20 protein-coding genes are annotated in these 20,808 nt (G+C 69.1%); 15 read left to right on the top strand and 5 right to left on the bottom strand.

Features of this window, described 5'->3' with window-relative positions; genetic code table 11:
* Positions 1-64 precede the first annotated feature (64 nt).
* The 5 genes from pstC (at position 65) to phoB (ending at position 4,466) form a co-directional block, all read left to right on the top strand.
* The gene (gene pstC, locus OVA30_RS20220) at positions 65-1,039 is read left to right on the top strand and encodes a phosphate ABC transporter permease subunit PstC (RefSeq protein ID WP_268176601.1); all 975 of its coding nucleotides are present in this window, start codon (positions 65-67) and stop codon (positions 1,037-1,039) included.
* A gap of 44 nt (positions 1,040-1,083) precedes the next feature.
* Complete coding sequence (gene pstA / locus OVA30_RS20225) at positions 1,084-1,977, top strand: phosphate ABC transporter permease PstA (RefSeq protein WP_015824741.1); 894 nt, start codon at positions 1,084-1,086, stop codon at positions 1,975-1,977.
* 41 nt (positions 1,978-2,018) lie between these two features.
* Entirely contained in the window at positions 2,019-2,834 is an 816-nt protein-coding gene (gene pstB / locus OVA30_RS20230; RefSeq protein ID WP_003600786.1) for a phosphate ABC transporter ATP-binding protein PstB, read from the top strand.
* A gap of 131 nt (positions 2,835-2,965) precedes the next feature.
* Positions 2,966-3,679 carry a phosphate signaling complex protein PhoU gene (gene phoU / locus OVA30_RS20235; RefSeq protein ID WP_003600785.1) on the top strand — a complete coding sequence of 238 codons (714 nt, stop codon included), beginning with the start codon at positions 2,966-2,968 and terminating at the stop codon, positions 3,677-3,679.
* A gap of 82 nt (positions 3,680-3,761) precedes the next feature.
* Positions 3,762-4,466 (top strand): phosphate regulon transcriptional regulator PhoB, encoded by a 705-nt coding sequence (phoB, locus tag OVA30_RS20240; protein ID WP_003600784.1) that lies wholly within the window; start codon positions 3,762-3,764, stop codon positions 4,464-4,466.
* Between the two features lie 204 nt (positions 4,467-4,670).
* Here the strand turns inward: phoB and OVA30_RS20245 are convergent, their stop codons facing one another.
* On the bottom strand, positions 4,671-5,210 hold the full coding sequence (locus OVA30_RS20245) for a GcrA family cell cycle regulator (protein ID WP_012255766.1): 540 nt from the start codon (positions 5,208-5,210) through the stop codon (positions 4,671-4,673).
* A 511-nt stretch (positions 5,211-5,721) separates the two neighbouring features.
* On the opposite strand from OVA30_RS20245, the gene OVA30_RS20250 reads away from it, so the two are divergent.
* Positions 5,722-6,588, top strand: coding sequence for a cell envelope integrity EipB family protein (locus tag OVA30_RS20250; RefSeq protein WP_268176603.1), 867 nt, complete (start codon positions 5,722-5,724; stop codon positions 6,586-6,588).
* Between the two features lie 10 nt (positions 6,589-6,598).
* On the opposite strand, the gene OVA30_RS20255 is transcribed toward OVA30_RS20250, so the two are convergent.
* The gene (locus OVA30_RS20255; RefSeq protein WP_268176605.1) at positions 6,599-7,876 is read right to left on the bottom strand and encodes a DNA polymerase IV; all 1,278 of its coding nucleotides are present in this window, start codon (positions 7,874-7,876) and stop codon (positions 6,599-6,601) included.
* Positions 7,877-7,932: 56 nt separating this feature from the next.
* On the opposite strand from OVA30_RS20255, the gene OVA30_RS20260 reads away from it, so the two are divergent.
* Positions 7,933-8,754, top strand: a complete 822-nt coding sequence (locus OVA30_RS20260; protein ID WP_268176606.1) for a cobalt-precorrin-6A reductase — start codon at positions 7,933-7,935, stop codon at positions 8,752-8,754.
* Between the two features lie 70 nt (positions 8,755-8,824).
* Complete coding sequence (locus OVA30_RS20265; RefSeq protein ID WP_268176607.1) at positions 8,825-10,282, top strand: cobyric acid synthase; 1,458 nt, start codon at positions 8,825-8,827, stop codon at positions 10,280-10,282.
* A gap of 70 nt (positions 10,283-10,352) precedes the next feature.
* On the opposite strand, the gene cbiB is transcribed toward OVA30_RS20265, so the two are convergent.
* Complete coding sequence (gene cbiB / locus OVA30_RS20270) at positions 10,353-11,354, bottom strand: adenosylcobinamide-phosphate synthase CbiB (RefSeq protein ID WP_268176609.1); 1,002 nt, start codon at positions 11,352-11,354, stop codon at positions 10,353-10,355.
* Positions 11,355-11,380: 26 nt separating this feature from the next.
* Here cbiB and cobD point away from each other — a divergent pair, with 26 nt between their 5' ends.
* On the top strand, positions 11,381-12,376 hold the full coding sequence (cobD, locus tag OVA30_RS20275) for a threonine-phosphate decarboxylase CobD (RefSeq protein ID WP_268177518.1): 996 nt from the start codon (positions 11,381-11,383) through the stop codon (positions 12,374-12,376).
* Here cobD and OVA30_RS20280 read toward each other — a convergent pair.
* Complete coding sequence (locus OVA30_RS20280; RefSeq protein ID WP_268176611.1) at positions 12,369-13,553, bottom strand: MFS transporter; 1,185 nt, start codon at positions 13,551-13,553, stop codon at positions 12,369-12,371. The genes cobD and OVA30_RS20280 overlap by 8 nt on opposite strands.
* 406 nt (positions 13,554-13,959) lie before the next feature.
* On the opposite strand from OVA30_RS20280, the gene OVA30_RS20285 reads away from it, so the two are divergent.
* The 3 genes from OVA30_RS20285 (at position 13,960) to OVA30_RS20295 (ending at position 16,267) form a co-directional block, all read left to right on the top strand.
* Positions 13,960-14,163, top strand: coding sequence for a hypothetical protein (locus OVA30_RS20285; protein ID WP_003603680.1), 204 nt, complete (start codon positions 13,960-13,962; stop codon positions 14,161-14,163).
* Between the two features lie 201 nt (positions 14,164-14,364).
* Positions 14,365-15,774 (top strand): malonyl-CoA decarboxylase, encoded by a 1,410-nt coding sequence (locus OVA30_RS20290; protein ID WP_015824750.1) that lies wholly within the window; start codon positions 14,365-14,367, stop codon positions 15,772-15,774.
* Positions 15,775-15,910: 136 nt separating this feature from the next.
* Positions 15,911-16,267 (top strand): CsbD family protein, encoded by a 357-nt coding sequence (locus OVA30_RS20295; RefSeq protein ID WP_003603685.1) that lies wholly within the window; start codon positions 15,911-15,913, stop codon positions 16,265-16,267.
* A gap of 152 nt (positions 16,268-16,419) precedes the next feature.
* Here the strand turns inward: OVA30_RS20295 and OVA30_RS20300 are convergent, their stop codons facing one another.
* On the bottom strand, positions 16,420-17,205 hold the full coding sequence (locus OVA30_RS20300) for a 3-hydroxybutyrate dehydrogenase (protein ID WP_012255776.1): 786 nt from the start codon (positions 17,203-17,205) through the stop codon (positions 16,420-16,422).
* A gap of 213 nt (positions 17,206-17,418) precedes the next feature.
* Between OVA30_RS20300 and OVA30_RS20305 the strand changes: the two genes are divergently transcribed.
* The 3 genes from OVA30_RS20305 (at position 17,419) to OVA30_RS20315 (ending at position 20,618) form a co-directional block, all read left to right on the top strand.
* Positions 17,419-18,372 (top strand): acetyl-CoA carboxylase carboxyltransferase subunit alpha, encoded by a 954-nt coding sequence (locus OVA30_RS20305; protein ID WP_268177519.1) that lies wholly within the window; start codon positions 17,419-17,421, stop codon positions 18,370-18,372.
* Positions 18,369-19,082 (top strand): DUF1796 family putative cysteine peptidase, encoded by a 714-nt coding sequence (locus tag OVA30_RS20310; protein WP_268176613.1) that lies wholly within the window; start codon positions 18,369-18,371, stop codon positions 19,080-19,082. Before OVA30_RS20305 ends, OVA30_RS20310 begins: the two co-directional genes overlap by 4 nt.
* A 147-nt stretch (positions 19,083-19,229) precedes the next feature.
* Positions 19,230-20,618: a L,D-transpeptidase family protein gene (locus tag OVA30_RS20315; protein ID WP_268176614.1), complete on the top strand. Its 1,389-nt coding sequence runs from the start codon at positions 19,230-19,232 to the stop codon at positions 20,616-20,618.
* The last annotated feature ends 190 nt before the right edge of the window (positions 20,619-20,808 follow it).

Here is a 20,808-nt window from a genome sequence, read left to right on the forward strand (position 1 = left end):
TGTCCGGCTCGCCTCACGGGCCACGGCGCGCTAAACGCCCTCCATTCGAAGAGCCCTTCCGCGGATGACCGCCTTGACCCAGTCCATCGCCCTGGCCAGCGAGAGCGGCGTGCCCCGCACCGCCCCGAGCAAGACCGCCGACCGCCTGTTCAAGGGCGGGGCCTACGGCTCGGCTCTGCTCGTGCTGCTGGTGCTCGCGGGCATCCTCGGATCGATCATCTACGGGGCGCTGCCCGCGTTCAGGGAGTTCGGCTTCGGCTTCCTCACTTCCAGCGCCTGGAACATCGGCACCGAGCAGTTCGGCGCGCTGCCCGCCGTGATCGGCACTGTCGCCGCCGCCCTGCTGGCGCTCGTCATCGGCGTGCCGGTTTCGCTCGGCATCGCGATCTACCTGACGCAGCTCTGCCCCGGCTGGGCGCGCAAGCCCGTCGCCATGACCATCGAGCTGCTCGCATCGGTGCCGAGCATCATCTACGGCATGTGGGGCCTGTTCGTGTTCGCGCCGCTGTTCGCCCGCTTCGTGCAGGTGCCGGTCTCGAACCTCGTCGAGGGGCTCCCGATCGTCGGCACGATCCTCTACGCGCGCATCCCCTCCGGCGTCGGCGTGCTCACCGCCGGCATCATCCTCGCGATCATGATCGTGCCGTTCGTCGCCTCGATCACCCGCGACATGCTCGACCAGATCCCGACCGTGCTGCGCGAGAGCGCCTACGGCATCGGCTGCACCACCTGGGAGGTCGTGCGCCACGTCCTCGTGCCGCAGGCCTCGGTCTCGATCATCGGCGCGATCATGCTCGGCCTCGGCCGCGCGCTCGGCGAGACCATGGCGGTCACCTTCGTGATCGGCAACGCCAACCGCCTCTCCGCCTCGATCTTCGATCCGGGTTCGACCATCGCCTCGCGCATCGCCAACGAGTTCAACGAGGCCGACGGGCTCCAGCTCTCCTCGCTGATGGCGCTCGGCTGCCTGCTCTTCATTATCACCTTCGTCGTGCTGATCATCGCGCGCCTGCTGGTGCGGCGCACCAAGGTCGCCTGAACCGAAACGTCCGCAACGCCGCCAGCCTCGGAAAACGACGCGCCATGGATGCCAGCACTCCCCTCGCAACGGCCGAACGCCCCCGGAGGGCGAGCCGTGTGCGCTCCGGCCGCCGGATCGCCGACCGCGTCCTGATCCTGGCGAGCACCTTCGCCACGCTGCTCGGCATCGTCGTGCTCGGCTCGATCCTGCTGATGCTGATCGTCGAGGGCGTGAAGGGCTTCACCCCCGCCCTGCTCACGGAGCCGACGCCGGGGCCGGGCTCCGTGGGCGGCGGCATCGCCAACGCCATCCTCGGCAGCCTCGTGATGACGTTCATCGGCATCGTCATCGCCACGCCGATCGGGCTGATGGCCGGCACCTTCCTCGCGGAATACGGCCGCACCTCGAAGATCGCGGACATCATCCGCTTCCTCAACGACGTGCTGCTCTCCGCCCCCTCGATCCTGATCGGCCTGTTCGTCTACACGCTGATGGTGCGGCCGATGGGGACCTATTCCGGCTGGGCCGGCGCGGTGGCGCTGGCCATCATCGCCACCCCCGTGATCGTGCGCACCACCGAGGACATGCTGCGCCTCGTCCCGAGCCAGATGCGCGAGGCCGGCGCCGCGCTCGGCGCGCCCCGCTCCCTCGTCATCCGCGCGATCACCTGGCGGGCGGCGAGTGCGGGTGTCGTCACCGGCATCATTCTGGCGCTCGCCCGCATCGCCGGCGAGACCGCGCCGCTGCTGTTCACGGCGCTCAACAACAACAGCTGGTTCAACGCGAACCTTCTCGGCGGCGTGCCCAACCTGCCGGTGATGATCTACCAGTTCGCGCTGTCGCCCTATCCGAACTGGCAGAGCCTGGCCTGGGCGGGCGCCCTTCTCATCACCGTCACCATCCTGGCCCTGTCGGTGGTGGCCCGCCTTGTGATCAAGGACCAGCGGGCGCGCTGAGGCCGCCCCCCGGACAGACCTCCTACCTGCGAGACAATCCGATGAGCGCCTCCCCCGCGATCCGCAGCCAGTTCGAAGGTCGAAGCCCGGCCGACGTCAAGGCTCCGGTGCGCATCGCCTGCAAGGATCTCAACTTCTACTATGGCAGCTTCCATGGCCTGAAGGACATCAACCTCGATTTCCGCGACAGGCAGGTGACCGCGCTGATCGGGCCTTCGGGCTGCGGAAAGTCGACGCTGCTGCGCACCTTCAACCGCATCTACAGCCTCTATCCGGAGCAGCGCGCGGAAGGTGAGATCCTGCTCGACGGGCAGAACGTTCTGGACCCGAAGATCGACCTGAACGAACTGCGCTCGCGCGTCGGCATGGTGTTCCAGAAGCCGACCCCCTTCCCGATGTCGATCTACGACAACGTCGCCTTCGGCCTGCGCCTCTACGAGAAGCTTCCGAAAGCCGAGCTCGACGTGCGCGTGGAGGAATCCCTGCGCAAGGCGGCGTTGTGGGACGAGGTGAAGGACAAGCTCAAGCAGTCCGGCACCGGCCTCTCCGGCGGCCAGCAGCAGCGCCTGTGCATCGCCCGTACCGTGGCACAGCGCCCCGAGGTCATCCTGTTCGACGAGCCGACCTCGGCCCTCGACCCGATCTCCACCGGCCGCATCGAGGAGCTGATCGAGCAGTTGCGGACCGAGTTCACGATCGTCATCGTGACCCACAACATGCAGCAGGCCGCGCGCATCTCGCAGTTCACGGCGTTCATGTATCTCGGCGAGCTGATCGAGTTCGACGCGACCACAAAGATCTTCATGAACCCGGCCAAGCGGCAGACCCAGGACTACATCACCGGCCGCTTCGGCTGAGATCGGCCGCGACTGCACGACAGTCGCAGCCCCCTTGCGCCCTCGTTGAGACGCGCCCTCTTCCGCCGGACCCGTGTCCATCGCAGCTTGAGAGCGCCCTCGTCCGACCGCCTGATCGGGAAATTCGCGACATGGCCGACCATATCGTCTCCTCCTACGACACCGACCTCGAGAACCTGCGCCGCTCCATCGCCGAGATGGGCGGCGTGGCCGAGAAGATGATGACGGATGCCACCGACGCGCTGGTGCGCCGGGATACCACCCTCGCTCAGGCGGTAATCGTCGCCGACAAGCGCCTCGACCTGCTGCAGCGGGAGATCGAGGAGCGTTCGGTTCTCCTCATCGCCCGCCGTCAGCCGCTGGCCATCGATCTGCGCGAGACGATCTCCGGCATCCGCGTCTCGGGCGACCTGGAACGGATCGGCGATCTCGCCAAGAACATCGCCAAGCGCGTCGTCGCGATCAGCGATCAGGCCCAGCCGCAGAAGATCGTGCTCGGCGTCCAGCACATGAGCGACCTCGTGCAGGAACAGCTCAAGGACGTGCTCGATGCCTATGCGAGCCGCGACGTGACCGCCGCCCGCGAGGTCTGGGAGCGGGACAGCGCCATCGACGCGCTCTACAATTCACTATTCCGGGAACTCCTGACCTACATGATGGAGGATCCGCGCAACATCTCGTTCTGTACGCACCTGCTGTTCTGCGCCAAGAACGTCGAGCGGATCGGCGATCACACCACCAACGTCGCCGAAACCATCGAATACCTCGTCACCGGCGAGACGCCGACGGCCGAGCGGCCGAAGAACGACGCTTCGAACTACGCGACGATTACGCCGAGCACCTAAGGTTTCGGGGCAGGCGCGGCGATCAAGAGACGCCCCCGGCTCCTCTCTTGAGGGCCGGGCGTGACGGATGGAAAGACGGGCGATGACGAGTGCGCACATCCTGATCGTCGAGGACGAGGAATCGCTGACGACCCTGCTGCGCTACAATCTGGAAGCGGAGGGTTTCCAAGTCGATGTCGCGGTTCGCGGCGACGAGGCCGACCTTCGCCTGCACGAGACCACGCCCGACCTCGTACTCCTCGACTGGATGGTGCCGGGCCTCTCGGGGATCGAGCTGTGCCGGCGCATCCGTGCCCGCCGTGAGACCGAACGCCTGCCGGTCATCATGCTGACCGCCCGGGGCGAAGAGACCGACCGTGTGCGCGGCCTCTCGACCGGCGCCGACGACTACGTCGTCAAGCCGTTCTCCGTGCCGGAGTTGCTCGCTCGCGTCCGAGCGCTCCTGCGCCGCGCCAAGCCCACCCACGTTTCCGACATGCTCGTCGCCGGCGATATCGAGCTCGACCGCGTCAGCCATCGCATCCGCCGGCAGGGCCGCGAGATCCATCTCGGGCCGACCGAGTTCAAGCTGCTCGAATACCTGATGCAGAGCCCTGGCCGGGTCTTCTCCCGGGAGCAGCTGCTCGACGGTGTGTGGGGCCACGACGTCTACATCGACGAGCGCACGGTCGATGTTCATGTCGGCCGCCTGCGCAAGGCGATCAACCGCCCGCGCCAGAGCGACCCGATCCGCACCGTGCGCGGCTCCGGCTACTCGTTCGACGAGATGTTCGCCGGAGCGGAGTGATACGGTCTCCGCCTGATCGAAGGGGGAACTGTCTCGCTCAGCCCGCGCGGCGCTTGAGCCAAGTCCAAATCCGCCATCCGAACGGATCGACCGGATTTGGCCCGAGGGGCGGTCCTGCGAGTCGGGCAAAGCCCGTCCCTGCTCGGTGCACGCGGGCATCCGCCCGTCGTCTCGGGCGTGCCCGGCCGTCCTCTCCCAGAGTCGTTAGCGGAAACCGGCGACGCGGCGGTCGCGCTTGCGCTCGGCGGCCGGCTGATAGGCGATCTGCGCGTGCTGGGTGCAGTACGGAAGGCCCGTGATCGCGCGGCCGCCGCAGAAGCGGAAGTCCGGCGAGGTCGGGTCGCCCATCGGCCAGCGGCACATCGATTCGCGCAGATCCATGATGGTGACCCGCTCGGAAACCGCGAGGGCCACCGGCTCCGGGGCAGGCTTCTGCGGCAGCGGGAAGTCCGGTGCGGGTCTGTGCGCGACGATCGCGGGCGGCTCCGGCAGCGTCGGCTCCTCGACGACCACGACCTCCATCTCGACCTCGGCGGCCAAGCCCTCCCGGCGACGTCCCTGCGACGCCGCACCCATCGACTTGACGCGGCCGGAGAGCCCGAGGCGATGCACCTTGCCGATGACGGCATTGCGCGAGACGCCACCGATCTGCAGGGCGATCTGGCTGGCGCTCAGGCCGTCGTCCCACAGGCGACGAAGCAGCTCGACGCGCTCATCCGTCCAGCTCGGGACCGCTTCCGTCATTGTCCCCTCCACGTCGAAACATCCTTGAACGCGAGACCGGCCGGCAGCGCGGCGCTGCTGGCGCGCATGGCGACAGCAGGCATGGCCAGGGCCCGCGATCCGGCCCTGCACATGTCGGTTAACAGACGCCAAAGATGCCGTTGGCGACGCTGTGGAGACTACAGGACAGCTCGGCCGCGGAGCAAGGGTCCGCGCGTCTCACGGTCCGGTTTCCCCCGGCAATCGGACCCGTCGGACGGTGAGACGGGTCGGTTTCCGTGGTGGAGCAAGCGAATCCTCCGCCATCCGTTAACGCGTTGCGTAAACTTGATCTTTTCCGAGCATGCGGACCGGGCGAGGGCCGGCTGGCCGGAGTGCCGGGCGGTTGCGCCTATCGCCGAGATGTCCGTGGTCGCGTCGGAAGCGCGATCGAAAAAGATTGTCCGGGCGGACGGGATGACTATGTGACGGACGTCGTCCGCCGGCCTGCCGCCTGTGGACAACCCACTTCAAGCGGACTTTGGGAGATCGCATGCGACTGCGCCTCGCGCCGGCCCTTTTCCTCCTTGCCGCGATGCCGGGAAGCGCGATGGCCGCGGGGCCGGCCGCACCGGTTCCGAACGACGCCGCGATCCGGCTGGCCAACCACCGCGCGGTCTACGACCTGTCGCTGGCGCGCTCCGAAGGGACGCGTGCGGTCGAGGGCGTGCGCGGGCGCATCGTCATCGATTTCTCGGGCGACGCCTGCCGCGGCTACACCATGCAGACGCGTCAGGTGACGATGCTCAATTCCGGCGAGTCCGGCGACCGCACCTCGGATCTGCGCAGCACCACCTTCGAGAACGGCGACGGCAAGAGCTTCCGCTTCCGCACCACGACCGTTCTCAACAACGCGCCCTCCCCGGCCGTCGATGGGACGGCCGAGGCAGCCGACGCGCTCAAGGTGAAGCTCAAGGAGCCCAAGCGCGACCAGTTCCAGGCCGAGGGCGCGGTCCTGTTTCCGATCCACCACATGATCCGCCTGATCGAGGCGGCCAAGGCGGGTGAGACGACGGTCTCGGCCAAGGTGTTCGACGGCTCGGATGACGGGCGCAAGGTCTACGACACGCTGGCCATCATCGGCCGCCCGAACGCGGCGCCCGCCGCCGACACCGAGCGCGACAAGCCGCTGCGCGAGGGCGACCACGGCGGCATGCGCCGGTGGCCGGTGACGCTGAGCTACTTCACCGCCGGAGCGGGTGAGCGCACGCCGATTTACACCCTCACCTTCGACCTCTACGAGGACGGCGTCAGCGGGCGGCTGCACCTCGATTACGGGGATTTCGCCATCGACGGGAATCTGACGCGGCTCGACCTCGCCAAAGCCGACCCGAAGGCCGATCCCACCTGCAAGAAGTAGTCGCCGCGCGTCAGGTCCGCCGCCGCTCCGGCTCGCCGGTGAAGACGAGCCCACGCTGAATCGCGGCGCTTCCGAACTTTTCCCGCAGCCGGTCGAGCGCCGCCTCGCGGCGGGCGACGCGCTCGATACCCTGATCGGCGAGATCGCCGCGGTCGGCATGGATCGCGCCGCAGAGATCGCCGCCGCCGATGCCGATCAGCCGGAAGGCCGTGCCGTCGCAGGCCGCCCGCAGCATGGGCTCGCCCTCGCGGAAGAGGCGGTCGGCGAGCTGGGTGGGTTTCAGGCCGCCGCGGGTGCGGGTCCGCAGCCGAAAGCGGGCATCCTTCAGCTTCAGCGTGACGCTGCCAGCGGCGAGTTCCGCCCGCTTGAGCCGTGCCGACACCTTTTCGCAGAGCTGCCAAAGGATCGGCCGCAGATCCTCGAACCGGGTGAGATCGGTCGAGAAGGTCGTCTCGGACGAGACGCTCTTGGTCTCCCGCGTCGGGCGCACCGGCCGCCGGTCCCGGCCGGCGGCGAGATCGATGAGACGCAGCGCATCCCGCCCGAGGGATGCCTGGAGGCGCGTCGGATCGGCCCGCGGGATGTCGCCGACGCGGTGGATGTTGAGGGAAGCGAGGCGGTTTCGTGCACTTTCGCCGATGCCGGGCAGGATGCCGACCGGCTTGTCGGCGAGGAAGGTCGCGGCATCCTCGCCCGCGATGATCGAGAAGCCGCGCGGCTTGTCGAGGTCCGAGGCGATCTTGGCCAGGAACTTGTTGTCGGACAGTCCCACCGACACGGTAATGCCGACCTCCGCCTCGACCCGTGCGGCGAAGCGGGCGAGCGTGAGCGCCGGGCTCGTCCCGTGCAGGCGCTCGGTGCCGGAGAGGTCGAGGAACGCCTCGTCGATGGAGACCGGCTCAACCAAAGGCGTCAGCGCCAGCATCATCGCCCGCACCTCGCGCCCGACGCGGGCGTATTTCTCCATATCCGGCCGCAGTACTGTGGCGTCGGGGCAGCGCTTCAACGCTTCGAACATCGGCATCGCCGAGCGCACCCCGGAGATCCGGGCGAGATAGCACGCGGTGGAGACGACGCCGCGCTTGCCCCCGCCGATGATGAGCGGCTTGTCGCGCAAGGACGGGTCGTCGCGCTTCTCGATCGCCGCGTAGAAGGCGTCGCAATCGACGTGGGCGATGCTCAAGGCGTCGCGGGCCGGGTGCGTGAGCAGGCGCGGCGAGCCGCATCCGCGGCAGCGCAGGGCGCCCTCAGCTTGCATCGTCAGGCAATCGCGGCAGAAGGGTCTCACGTCGAAAACCTCGCCCGGCCTTTGCCGGGCTGATGCGGGCGAGACAGGTTGTACGAATGTCCGGAGCCGCCGACCAGGGTTCTCCCGCGCGCCATCCCACGCCGAATGCCGATGCAACGCCCCTGCGCATCCTCGTCCTCGGCGGGACCACCGAGGCCAGCGCGCTCGTCGCCCTTCTGGTGCGGGAGCCGGATGTCGCGGTGACGCTGTCGCTGGCCGGCCGCACCGCCGCGCCGCGGCCCGAGCCGGTGCCGACCCGCATCGGCGGGTTCGGCGGTGCGCAGGGGCTGGCGCGGTGGCTTTCGGAGAACAGCATCGAGGCGGTGATCGATGCGACCCACCCGTTCGCCGCGCGGATTTCGGCCAATGCGGCCGAAGCGTGCAAGGCTGTCGCGGTGCCGCTCCTCGCGGTGCGCCGCCCGGCCTGGGAGCGCGAGCCCGGCGACGACTGGATCGCGGCGGCGAACGTGCCGGCCTGTCTCGACGCGCTCGGGGCCGCACCGAGAACGGTGTTCCTCACCATCGGCCGGCAGGAACTGGCCGCCTTCGTCCACGCGCCGCAGCACGCTTACGTCGTGCGCACGATCGAGCCGGTCGGCGATGCGTTACCGGTGCCGAACCTCGTCACCGTCAGCGCCCGCGGTCCCTTCACGCTCGCGGACGAGATCCGTTTCATGGGCGAGGCGCGAATCGAGGTGCTGGTGACGAAGAATTCCGGCGGCGCGGCGACCTATCCGAAGATCGAGGCGGCGCGTCGGCTCGGGCTCCCCGTGGTGATCGTCGACCGCCCTGCCCTGCCGGATGTGCCCGCCATCCCCGATGCCGCGGGCGCGCTTTCCTGGCTGATGGCACGGCGCAGTGAGCGCAGAGCGCCGTAAATCGGCTCGACGCCGCCCGGCCCCGATGCCATGGCAGCGTGATGCCCGCGCCTCGACCAAAGAACCGCCGATGACCCGCGCCCTGATGATCCAGGGGACCGGATCCGATGTCGGCAAGTCGCTGCTCGTGGCCGGCCTCGCCCGTGCCTTCACCCGGCGCGGCCTGACGGTGCGTCCGTTCAAGCCGCAGAACATGTCGAATAATGCCGCCGTCACCGCCGATGGCGGGGAGATCGGCCGGGCCCAGGCGCTCCAGGCCCGCGCCGCGCGGGTCGCGCCTTCGGTTCACATGAACCCGGTGCTCCTGAAGCCGCAGAGCGAGGTCGGCGCGCAGGTGGTGGTGCAGGGGCGGATGATCGGCACGGCGCGGGCGCGGGAGTACCAGGCCTGGAAGCCGCGCCTGATGGCCTCCGTGCTCGACAGCTTCGAGCGGCTGCGCGGCGAGGCGGACATCGTGCTCGTGGAGGGTGCGGGCTCGCCGGCCGAGGTGAACCTGCGGCAGGGCGACATCGCCAATATGGGCTTTGCCCGGGCGACCGGAACGCCGGTGGTGCTCGTCGGCGACATCGACCGGGGTGGCGTCATCGCCAGCCTCGTCGGCACGCAGGCGGTGCTGGAGCCCGACGATGCGGCGATGATCCGCGGTTTCATCGTCAACCGCTTTCGCGGCGACCCGACGCTGTTTGCCGACGGCATGACCCTGATCGCCGCGCGCACCGGCTGGTCGCCGTTCGGCCTCGTGCCGTTCTTTCCCGATGCCGGCCGCCTGCCGCCGGAGGACGCGGTGGCGCTCGATGCCCCGCAAGCGCGCCGTGACGGCGCCGTGCCGCTGATCGCGGTGCTGCGCTTTCCGCACATCGCCAATTTCGACGACCTCGACCCGCTGCGGCAGGAGCCCGGCGTCGCCGTGACCTTCTTGGCCCCCGGCGAGCCCGTCCCGGCGGAAGCCGATCTCATCATCCTGCCGGGTTCGAAGACCACGATCGACGATCTCGAATGTCTGCGCGCGGAAGGATGGGACATCGATATCCGCGCGCATCTGCGCCGCGGCCGTCGCGTGCTCGGGCTGTGCGGCGGCTACCAGATGCTCGGGCGCTCCATTGCCGATCCGCAGGGGATCGAGGGCGCGCCGCGTGACCGGCCGGGTCTCGGCCTCCTCGACGTCGAGACGGTGATGACGGGCGAGAAGCGCCTCGTCGCGGCCACCGGCACGACGCTCGCGGATGGCGCGCCGTTCTCCGGCTACGAGATGCATATCGGCGACACGACCGGGCCGGACACTGCCCGACCGCTGCTGCGCTTCGCCGACGGTCGGGTCGACGGCGCCGTCTCGGGCGACGGGCTCGTGACCGGCACCTATGTCCACGGCCTGTTCGCCGACGATCGCCAACGCGCGGCCTGGCTCGCCCGGCTCGGCGCCGGGCCGGGCCTCACCCGCTACGAGGCCGGCATCGAAGAGGTGCTCGACCGCTTTGCCGACCATCTCGAAGCGCATCTCGACTGCGACGGGCTGCTGCGCCTGCGTTGAGTGACGCTCGAGCATCATTCCGAAAGCTGGTTGCCGACTTTCGGAAAAAGATGATGCAAAGACAAGAACCTTAGCGGCCGAAGGTGAGCCAGAGTCCGGTCCCGGCCGCGACCAGCGTGAATTGCAGCGCGCAGGCCGTCCGGTAGAGCTTCAGCGCGCGCACGATGTCGTCGGGGTTGGCCTCGGCCCGCCCGTCGCCCATCCAGGCATCCTCGACGCGGGTGTCGCCGTAGATGCGCGGACCGGCGAGCCGTAAGCCCAGTGCGCCGGCCATGGCCGCCTCGGGCCAGCCGGCATTGGGCGAGCGGTGGCGGCCCGCGTCGCGGCGGATCGCCCGCCACGCGCCCGCCGCGGAGACATCCCGGCTCAGGGCCGCCGCGGCGATCAGCAGAAGGGCGGTGAGCCGCGAGGCCGGCAGGTTCACGAGGTCGTCAAGACGGGCCGAGGCCCAGCCGAACGCCTCGTAGCGGGGAGTCCGGTGGCCGATCATGCTGTCGGCGGTGTTGATCGCCTTGTAGAGCGCACCGCCGGTGAGCCCGCCCGCGCCGATCCAGAAGGCCGGCGCGACGATGCCATCGGAAAAGTTCTCGGCGAGGCTCTCGATCGCGGCCCGGCACACGGCCGCCTCGTCGAGGCTTTCAGGGTTTCGGCCGACGATCATCGAGACGGCGGTGCGACCCCCGGCCAGCCCCTCCGTTCGCAGGGCGGCGGAGACGCGCCGGACATGGACGAACAGGCTGCGCTGCGCCGGCAGGCTCGCGGCGAGAATCGCCAGGACGACCAGCCCGAACCCGTGGCCCGTGAGCCCGGCGAGCGCCGTCAGCCCCAGGGTGACGGCGGCCACCGTGGCGAGCAGGCCGGTGAGCGCCAGGATGCCGCCGAGCCGGCGCGTTCGCGGCGCGCCCCGGTTGAGCCTGCGTTCGAGCGCGGCGATCAGTCGGCCGATCCAGGTGACAGGATGGCCGAGCGCCCTGTAGAGGCGGTCCGGATAACCCGCCATGGCCTCGATCAGCAGGGCAAGGGCCAGGATGCCGAGGGTGTCGGGCGGATGGGTCAGGGCGATCCAGGACATCGTTGGTGGGGTCGGTGCGGGGCGGGATGGGCGGACGCGAGGTGCTGACGGACGATTCGCGCGACGGGATCGCGCATGGCGGCGATCTCGACGCGGCCCGCCGGCTGTTTCCGGGCGCACCCGAGCCGTGGATCGACCTTTCGACCGGCATCAACCCGGTGCCCTATCCGCTGCCGCCCCTCATAGCCAGTGCCCTTTACCGCCTGCCCTCCCCCGCCGACCTTGCCCGGCTCAAATCCGCGGCGGCGGAGGCCTACGGCGCGCCGGGGCCGGATCACGTCGTCGCCGCGCCCGGTACGCAGATCCTGATCGAAACCCTGCCGCGGCTGAGGCCGCCGTCCCGCGTCGCGGTGGTCGGCCCGACCTATGCCGAGCACGCCGCCGCCTGGACCCGCTCCGGCCATACGGTGCGGATGGTGACCGATCCGCGTGAGGCCGAGGGCGCCGAAATCGTGGTGGCGGTCAGCCCCAACAATCCCGACGGGCGCGTGTTCTCGGCCGAGGCGCTGGCGCGCGTCGCCGGGGGCGGTCTCGTCGTGCTCGATCAGGCCTTCGCCGACCTTGAACCCGTGGAGGCGGCGCGGCCGGGGCCCGGCCTCGTAATCCTGCGCTCGTTCGGCAAGACCTACGGGCTCGCGGGCCTTCGGCTCGGCTTCGCGCTTGCGGAGCCGGCACTGGCGCGACGTCTCGAATCCGCCCTCGGACCCTGGGCGGTCTCGGGACCCGCCATCGCCGCAGGCTGCGCGGCGCTGCCGGATGCCGCGTGGCGCCGTGAGGCCGCCGCCGCTCGGGCGAAGGATGCGGGCCGCCTTGACCGGATGATCGGGCGCGTCGGTGGACGGGTCATTGGCGGGACGGCCCTGTTCCGCACGGCGGATTTCCCGGACGGGCCCGGCCTGTTCCGGGCACTCGGCGAGGCCGGGATTTACGTGCGGCGCTTTGTCGAGGCGCCGGAGCGGCTGCGCTTCGGCCTGCCTCCGGATAAGGCGGCGTGGTGCCGCCTCTCGCGGGTGCTCAAGTAGGCTGGGTTCTGCCGCCGAGCCAGGACACGGCCAGCGCGGCAAGCGCAAAGGCGCCGCCGACGGCGCAGACACCGGGCCAGCCCGCGAGGAGGAAGGCGCGCGAGCCGAGGAAGGCGCCGGCCGCCCCGCCGATGAAGACCGCGGTGAACAGCACGGTGTTGATGCGCCCGCGAGCGCCCGGCGCGAGGGCGTAGGCGCGGGTTTGGTTGGCGATCAGCGCGCCGTTGATGCCGATGTCGAGGAGCAGCACGCCTGCCGCGATGGCGAGGAGCGACACCTCACCGGCCAGTGCCAGCACCGCGAAGGCCGCCGCGACCAGGACGCTGCCGACGATCACCACCGGCCGGGCGCCGCGCCGGTCGCTGTAGCGTCCGGAATACGGGGCGATCAGCGCGCCGGCCACGCCGATGACGCCGAACAGGCCCGCGCCCGCCGCGGTGAGGTCGAAGGGCGGCGCTTCGACGAGGAGGGCCAGCGTCGCCCAGAACGCGTTGAAGCTGGCAAATAGCAGGGCCTGGGACAGGCTGGCGTTGCGCAGGATCGGCTGGCTGCGCACGAGATGCAGCAGCGAGATCATCAGCGCGCGATAGCGCAGGCGCTGCTTCGGAGCGCTGCGCGGCAGCGTGCGCCACGCGACCCCCGCCATGGCGACGGCGAGGCCGGCCGCGGCGAAGAACACCGCACGCCAGCCGAACTGCGCGCCGACGAAGCCGCTCGCGGTGCGGGCGAGCAGGATGCCGGAGAGGAGGCCGGTCATCACCCCGCCGACGATTCGCCCCCGGCTCGCATCGGGCGCAAGCTCGGCGGCGAAGGGCACCGCCTGCTGCGCGGCGCAGGCGAGCACGCCGATCACGAGGCTCGCCGCCGCGAGCACGGCGAGATTTGGGCTGAGCGCCGCGACGACCAGGGCGACGGCCATCCCCAGCAATTGCCACACGATCAGGTCGCGCCGCGGCAGGGCATCGCCCAGGGGCACAAGGAACAGGATGCCCAGGCCGTAGCCGACGAGGCTGGCCGTGGGCACGAGCAGGGCCGCCCGCTCGCCGAACTCGGCGACGAGGACCGCGAGCAGAGGCTGATTGTAGTAGATGTTGGCGACGGCCCCGCCCGCGATCAGGGTGAGCCCGATGCGCGTCGTCGGAGAAAGGGTGCGGTCGCCCCCCGCATCACGGCTCATCGCTGCGCCGCCCGCATCTCGCAGGGTTGGGACGGAGGGGCATTGAGGGGCGTGGAAAACGGCATGCACCGCCCCATACGGCAGGCCGCCGCCGGACCGCCAGCCCCGGCGACACGGTGAGGCGCAGCCTTCGCGCGGCAGAATGTCCGATTTTGCTCGGACGGCCCGACGAAACGCCCGGTCAAAGACCGTGTCCTCGCCAAGGGCGAATGGGGAGCGCACGTCGCACCGGCGACACCCGGACGCGCGGTGGTAGCATCCCTCAAAAGAGCGCCTATATGATCAATTGTAAGAAAAACGCACAGCCTTCGCAGCAGCTTGGCCGGGTAACCATTTACAGATGGGCGCGTGATGGCGCACATTTTTTCCAGGTGGCCGGCCGCCGCTTCAAGATGAGGAGTCGTGTATGTCGAATTACCGCGTCCACTTCGCGAAGCAGATCCTCGGGGTGCCCTTCACGGTCGGCTTCGTCGAGATTTCGCGCGCCCGCGATCCGGAGCGCGCCCTGAAGGCCGCAGAGATCCGCTTTGCCCGCTCACGCGGTGTGAACGATTGGCGCGAACGCGCCGACACGGTGGATCTCGCGCCGCATGCGGAGGCCGAGTTCTGAGGGCCGCCGACGGCTCGGCCTCGGCCGACCATCGCCTGCCGCGACAGGGTGATTCGCGCAGCGGAATGGTGTTGCCGGAGGCGCCCGGCGGGGTTCCCGCATACCTCCCATATCTGGCGCCGAGGCGGCGTAGGCTTTAGGTTCCGGTAACGGCCGAGCCTTGTCTGCGTCGGCTCGGCGGATCCAAGGGCTTGTTCGGTCATGGCGGCGATCTCGTTCCTCGGCGATCTCATCCAGACCATCAGCGACCGGGGCCGGGACCTCATCGGCTTGGCCCGTTCCGATCTGGCGCGGACGGCGAGCGCGGCCGACCTCGCCCGGTTCTGCGAAGACCTGATTTCCCGGCGCGGCGAAGCCTCGGGCGTCGCGCTCGCGCGCTTGATCCTCGATCGCTATGCCGCCTTTCCCCTTGAGGACCGGCTCGCCTTCCTCGAACTCGTCGCCACCGAATTCGGTGCCGACCATGACGCGGTCGATGCTGCGATCGCCGCTTACCGTGCCGATCCGACGCGGGCCCGACTCGGTCTGTTGCACGTGGCGGCCGAGCCGCGCTCGCAGGAGCTGATTCGGCGGCTCAACCTCGCCCGCGGCGGCACCCTGGCGCTGGTGCGGATGCGCGAGGATCTGTTCACGCTTCGCAAGCGCCTGAAGGATCGGGAAGCCGCCCCGGAGACGATCGACGCAGCGGTGAGCCTCGACAGCGATTTCGAGCACCTGTTCGCCTCTTGGTTCAACCGGGGCTTCCTCGTTTTGCGCCCGATCGACTGGTCGACGCCGGCCGACATCCTCGAAAAGATCATCCGCTATGAGGCGGTCCACGAGATCGCCGATTGGGACGAGTTGCGCCGCCGCATCCAGCCGACGGACCGGCGCTGCTTCGCCTTCTTCCACCCGGCCCTGCTCGACGAGCCGCTGATCTTCGTCGAGGTGGCGCTCACCAACGCCATTGCTCCGGCGATCCAGCCGATCCTGGCCGACGGGCGCGAACCGGTGCCCGCGCGCAGCGCCACGACCGCGATCTTCTACTCGATCTCGAACTGCCAGAAGGGCTTGGCCGGCGTCACCTTCGGCAACTTCCTCATCAAGCAGGTGGTCGAGGATCTCGCCCGCGAGATTCCCTCGCTGAAGACCTTCGTCACCCTCTCGCCGGTGCCCGGCTTCCGCACCTGGCTCGACCGGGAGCGTGGCGCCGACGCGCCGCAGGGCCTGACGCGGGAGGATGTGGAGGCGCTGCGCCTGCTCGATACCGAGGATTGGCGCAGCGACAAGACGAAGTGCGAGGCGGTGCGGCGCGCCATGCTGCCCGCGGCGGCGGCCTATTTCCTGCGCGCCAAGAACGAGAAGGGCCGCCCGCTCGATCCGGTGGCCCGCTTCCATCTCGGCAACGGCGCCCGGCTGGAGCGGATGAACTTCCTCGGCGACACTTCGAAGAAGGGTCTGAAGCAGTCCTACGGGCTGATGGTGAACTACCTCTACGACCTCTCGGCGATCGAGAAGAACCACGAGACCTACGTCAATCTCGGTACCGTCGCGACCTCCTCGGCGGTCAGCCGCGAACTGCGCTCCAACCTCCCGCCGCCGCGGGCGGTGGTGCTGGCCGAGGCGGGCTGATCCGCGTCTTCAGCGGGACGGCGGACGCCGCTTTTTCGCGGCGGCGCGGGACCGAATCCCTCCTCGCACGTTCTCCTGTCCGACGCCCGCCCGAAACTCTCAAGGTGGCGGGCCTAACAAAAACAGGAGTTCCGCCATGGTGGATTCGGATCGCATCGTCGGCACCGCAAAGGATCTCGGCGGCCGGGCGCAGGGCGTGGTGGGCGATGCGCTCGGCTCGGACCGGGATTCGCTGGAGGGCCGCTACCGGGAAGCCGAGGGCCGCGCGCAGCGCATCTACGGGCAGGCCAAGGACACCGTGCGCGACATCGCCGACGATGTCGGCGGCTATGCGGAGGATGCCTATGACCGCGTCAGCCGCAACGGCGGCACGTATCTGCGCGACGGGCGCGAGCGGGTCGAGACGCAGGTCGGGGAGAACCCGTTCCTTGCTCTCATGATCGCCGGCGCTGTCGGCTACGGCCTCGCCCTGCTGCTGCATTCGCGCCGCTGAGCGAAGCCATCGGAGCGCGGCTCTCGATCATCGTCCTGGATTCCAAACCCAGGACGATGACTTAGACTCCTGCTTTTGCAGCATTTTTTCCGAAAGCCGGCTACCGACTTTCGGGACGATGCCTTAGCGCTGCGCTCCACAGTTCGGCGGTGCTACTGCGCCGTCCAGCCGCCATCCATGGCGATGTTGGCGCCGGTGATCTGGCTGGCGCTGTCCGTGCACAGGAACAGGGCGAGCGCGGCCACCTGATCGATCGTCACGAATTCCTTGGTCGGCTGCGCCTTGAGCAGCACCTCCTCGATCACCTGTTCCTTGGTGAGGCCGCGCGCCTTCATCGTGTCCGGGATCTGGCTCTCCACCAGCGGCGTCCAGACATAACCCGGTGAGATGCAGTTCACGGTGATGCCGTGGGTGGCGAGTTCGAGCGCCGCCGTCTTGGTGAGGCCGACGACGCCGTGCTTGGCCGCGACGTAGGCCGACTTGTAGGGCGAGGCGACCATCGAGTGCGCCGAAGCCGTGTTGATGACCCGGCCCCAGCCCTTCGCCTTCATGTGCGGCACGGCCGCACGCAGGGTGTGGAAGGCCGAGCAGAGATTGAGGGCGATGATCTGGTCCCACTTCTCGACCGGAAAGTCCTCGATCGGCGAGACGTATTGGATGCCCGCATTGTTCACGAGGATGTCGATGCTGCCGAACGTCTCGACCGAGAGTGCGATCAGCCCGCCGATCTCGTCCGGCTTGGTGAGGTCGGCGGGCGAATAGACCGCCTTGACCCCGAACTCGCTCTCGATGCCGCTGCGGGTCCGCTCGATGTCCTCGGGGTTGCCGAATCCATTGAGGACCACGTTGGCGCCGTCTTTCGCGAAGCTCTTGGCGATGGCGAGGCCGATGCCGCTCGTCGAGCCGGTGACCACGGCGGCTTTCCCTTGCAGGCTCATGATTTCCCTCCGGTTCGCGGGCCGCGCGGACCCTCTCACCCCACGACTTGCCCCAATGGTTCGGCGAAGTCGATCTTGCTGCGCCGCACGCGCTGACGCTAAGCGGCGGTTGACACCCATGCCCGCTTCCCCGAACACCTCGCGCCGGTCGCAGGGCGCCAGGCGGGTGCACGGCTGCCGAGCAAGAAGTTGGACCGACGATCGATGGCGGTGATGCGCTCCTATCTCGACTTCGAGAAGCCCGTGGCGGAACTCGAGGCGAAGCTCGAGGAACTCAAGGCCCTGGGCCAGCGCGACGGCGCGGTCTCGATTAGCGAGGAGGTCGGACGCCTGGAGGGCAAGGCGGCCCAGGCGCTCGCCGAGATCTACGCCGCCCTCACCCCCTGGCAAAAGACGCAGGTCGCGCGCCATCCGCAGCGACCGCATTTCGTCGATTACTGCGCCGGGCTGATCGAGGAGTTCACGCCGCTGGCCGGCGACCGCACCTTCGGCGAGGACGAGGCCATCATCGGCGGCTTCGGGCGCTTTCGCGGCCGCCCGGTTTGCGTCCTCGGCCAGGAGAAGGGCGCGACCACCGAGGCGCGGCTGCGGCACAATTTCGGGATGGCCCGGCCGGAGGGCTACCGCAAGGCCGTGCGCCTGATGGAGACCGCCGACCGCTTCGGCCTGCCGGTCCTCGCCTTCGTCGACACCGCCGGAGCCTTCCCCGGCATCGAGGCCGAGGAACGCGGCCAGGCCGAGGCCATCGCCCGTTCCACGGAAGCCTGTCTCGCGCTTGGCGTGCCGAACGTCGCCGTCGTCATCGGCGAAGGCGGCTCGGGCGGGGCCATCGCCATCGCCACCGCCAACACGGTGATGATGCTGGAACATGCCATCTACAGCGTGATCTCGCCGGAGGGCGCCGCCTCGATCCTCTGGCGCGACCAGGGCCGGGCGCACGACGCCGCCACCGCCATGAAGATCACCGCGCAGGATCTGCTGCGCCTCGGCATCATCGATTCCATCGTCCCCGAAGCCACCGGCGGCGCGCACCGCGACCGTCAGGCGGCGCTCAACGCCACCGGTGACGCTATCGCCCGCGCGCTGACCGAGTTCGAAGGTTTGAGCCCGGACGAGGTCCGCGACCGGCGCGCTCAGAAGTTTCTCGAGATCGGCCGCAAGCTGTGAAACGGGGGCTCGGCGCGGGCCTGCTGAACGGTCTGCGCCGCCTCGGCCGGCGCGACCTCCGCGAGCCCGGCGCCGTCAACCACATCTCGCTCGGCAGCCACTGCCATACCGCGCAGATCCTGAAGGGGCTCGACCTGCGCACATGGTCGGCGCCCTTCGACTGGATCTTCTCGTCGCCGGGAATGGTCCGCGATTGCCTGGCCGACGACTTTTCCGATCTGCTCGACCGGCGCCACTACGAGAGCACGCCCCTGCATGAGCGGCAGGCACCGAACGAGACGCGGTGCCGCCATCTCCTCTACCGGGATCGGCACGCGATTCCGTTCGTGTTCAACCACCACGACCCGGCGGCCAGCGACGAGGATTACCGTTTCCTGCAAGCCGGCGTGCGGCGGCTGCGTGCGGCCCTGGACCGGCCCGGCGCCCGCAACCGCTTCTACCTGATGACCGCCCTCCCCACCGAGGCCGCGACGGTTCGGGCGATCTGTGATGCGCTGACGGCGCGGGGTGCGGACAATCACCTCCTGATGCTTCAGCTGCACCAGGGGGAGAGCCGGACGCTGAGCGTGCTCGCGCAGGAGCCGCATCTCGACTGGCTCCGGATCGAGGTTCGTTCGCCATCGGTCGGTGTTCGCTTCGCCGATTCCGCCGATGACGCCTTCGTGAAGGCTGTTCTGCGGGAGCGCAGCCCATTTCCCGCGGAACCGTGATGGATTTGCAACGGCTGTCCACAATGTGGATCGCCGTCTTGCGGTAAGCTCTGGGTAAGCTTAGCGAGCCTATAGGGTTCGGGGAGTGACGTCCGCAAAAGGGCAGGAATTGCCCTGCGGGCGAGGACACGTAAGGACGGGTTCCCCATGGCTGTGCGTCCGTTTGTGGCGGCTGCTGCCGTCGCTCTGGCGATGACCCTCGGTGCCTGCCAGGACAGCGCCATGCTTGGCGGCGCTTCGACCCGCAGCCTGACGCCGATTCCCCCGCAGACGCTCGCGCTCATGCAGACCAAAGGCATGAGCCAATCCGACCCGATCCTGATCCGCGCCTTCAAGAAGGAAGCGGAGATGGAGGTGTGGAAGCGCGGCGCCAATGGCCAGTACGCGCTGCTGAAGACCTTCCCGATCTGCCGCTGGTCGGGCCAGCTCGGCCCCAAGCTGAAGCAGGGCGACCGGCAGGCGCCGGAAGGGTTCTACGCGATCACGCCGGGTCAGATGAACCCGAATTCGAGCTACTACCTCTCCTTCGATGTCGGCTACCCCAACGCCATCGACCGGGCCAAGGGCGGCACCGGCAACTACATCATGGTGCACGGCACCTGCTCGTCGTCGGGCTGTTTCGCGATGACCGACGCCTCGATGTCGGAGATCTACGCCATCGCCCGCGAGGCCTTCAACGGCGGCCAGCGCGCGTTCCAGTTCCAGTCCTACCCGTTCCGGATGACGGCCTCGAACATCGCCAAGTTCCGTAACGACCCCAACGCGCCGTTCTGGAAGAACCTCAAGGAAGGCTCGGACTATTTCGAGACCCTCAAGGAGGAGCCGCGGGTCGCGGCCTGCGGCACCAAATACGTGTTCGGCGGTGCCGATGTGGCGGCGGGCAATTGCACGCCGCGGGTCGATCCGCTGGTCGCCGAGAAGCGCGACCGCGACAGCCACGAGGTTGCCGAGCTGATCGCCAAGGGCACGCCTGCGACCCGCGTCGTCTATGACGACGGCGGTCAGAACCCGGTCTTCCGCCCCCAGAAGCCGGAGGGGCCGACCTTCGCAGCCCTGATCGAGAACGAGAAGGAAAAGGAGAAGGAGCTCGCCTATACGGCCAAGGAATACGGCCGCTATCACCTCGGTGACGTCAGCCGGCCGGAGAGCCTCGCGCTCGGGCCGAACGAGTTCGAGGTCGATGCCAAGGGCAAGCCCGTCCTGATCGCCGCCGCTCCCGCCGACGCGCCCGGCCCGACCAAGGCCGCCGCCGCCCGTAAGGAGCAGGTGAAGCCGACGACGGTGGTCGCCGTGCAGGAGCCGGCCAAGGCGGCTGACAGCAAGGCGGGTCACACCAAGCCCGGCTCAGCCAAGCCGGCCCGTGTCACCGTGGCCGACGCGGACGGCGATGTAAGCGCGTTCAGCAAGGTCCTGGGCAAGAAGCCCGGCAAGGACGAAAAGGCCGCCGAGGCCCACAAGCCCGAGACCCACAAATCCGAGGCCCCCAAGGCGAAGCCGCAGGCCGCGGTCACGACCACCGGTTCCCTGCGGAACTGATCGCCCCTGACGGATCGTCGGCGTTCGGGAGCATGATCGTATCGTGACGCTCCCGCTCGGGTGATTGCCGGAGCGGGGCGCTCACCCCATCGACAAAGCGGCGGGCATCCTGTACAGCCCCGCCCAACTCACAACAGGATGCCGAAATCCTGACGCCCGGACTTTACCGGACGGGCGCTAACGGCCGGAG

Origin of the sequence: Methylorubrum sp. SL192, from assembly GCF_026672325.1 — a bacterium.
Taxonomy (GTDB): domain Bacteria; phylum Pseudomonadota; class Alphaproteobacteria; order Rhizobiales; family Beijerinckiaceae; genus Methylobacterium; species Methylobacterium extorquens.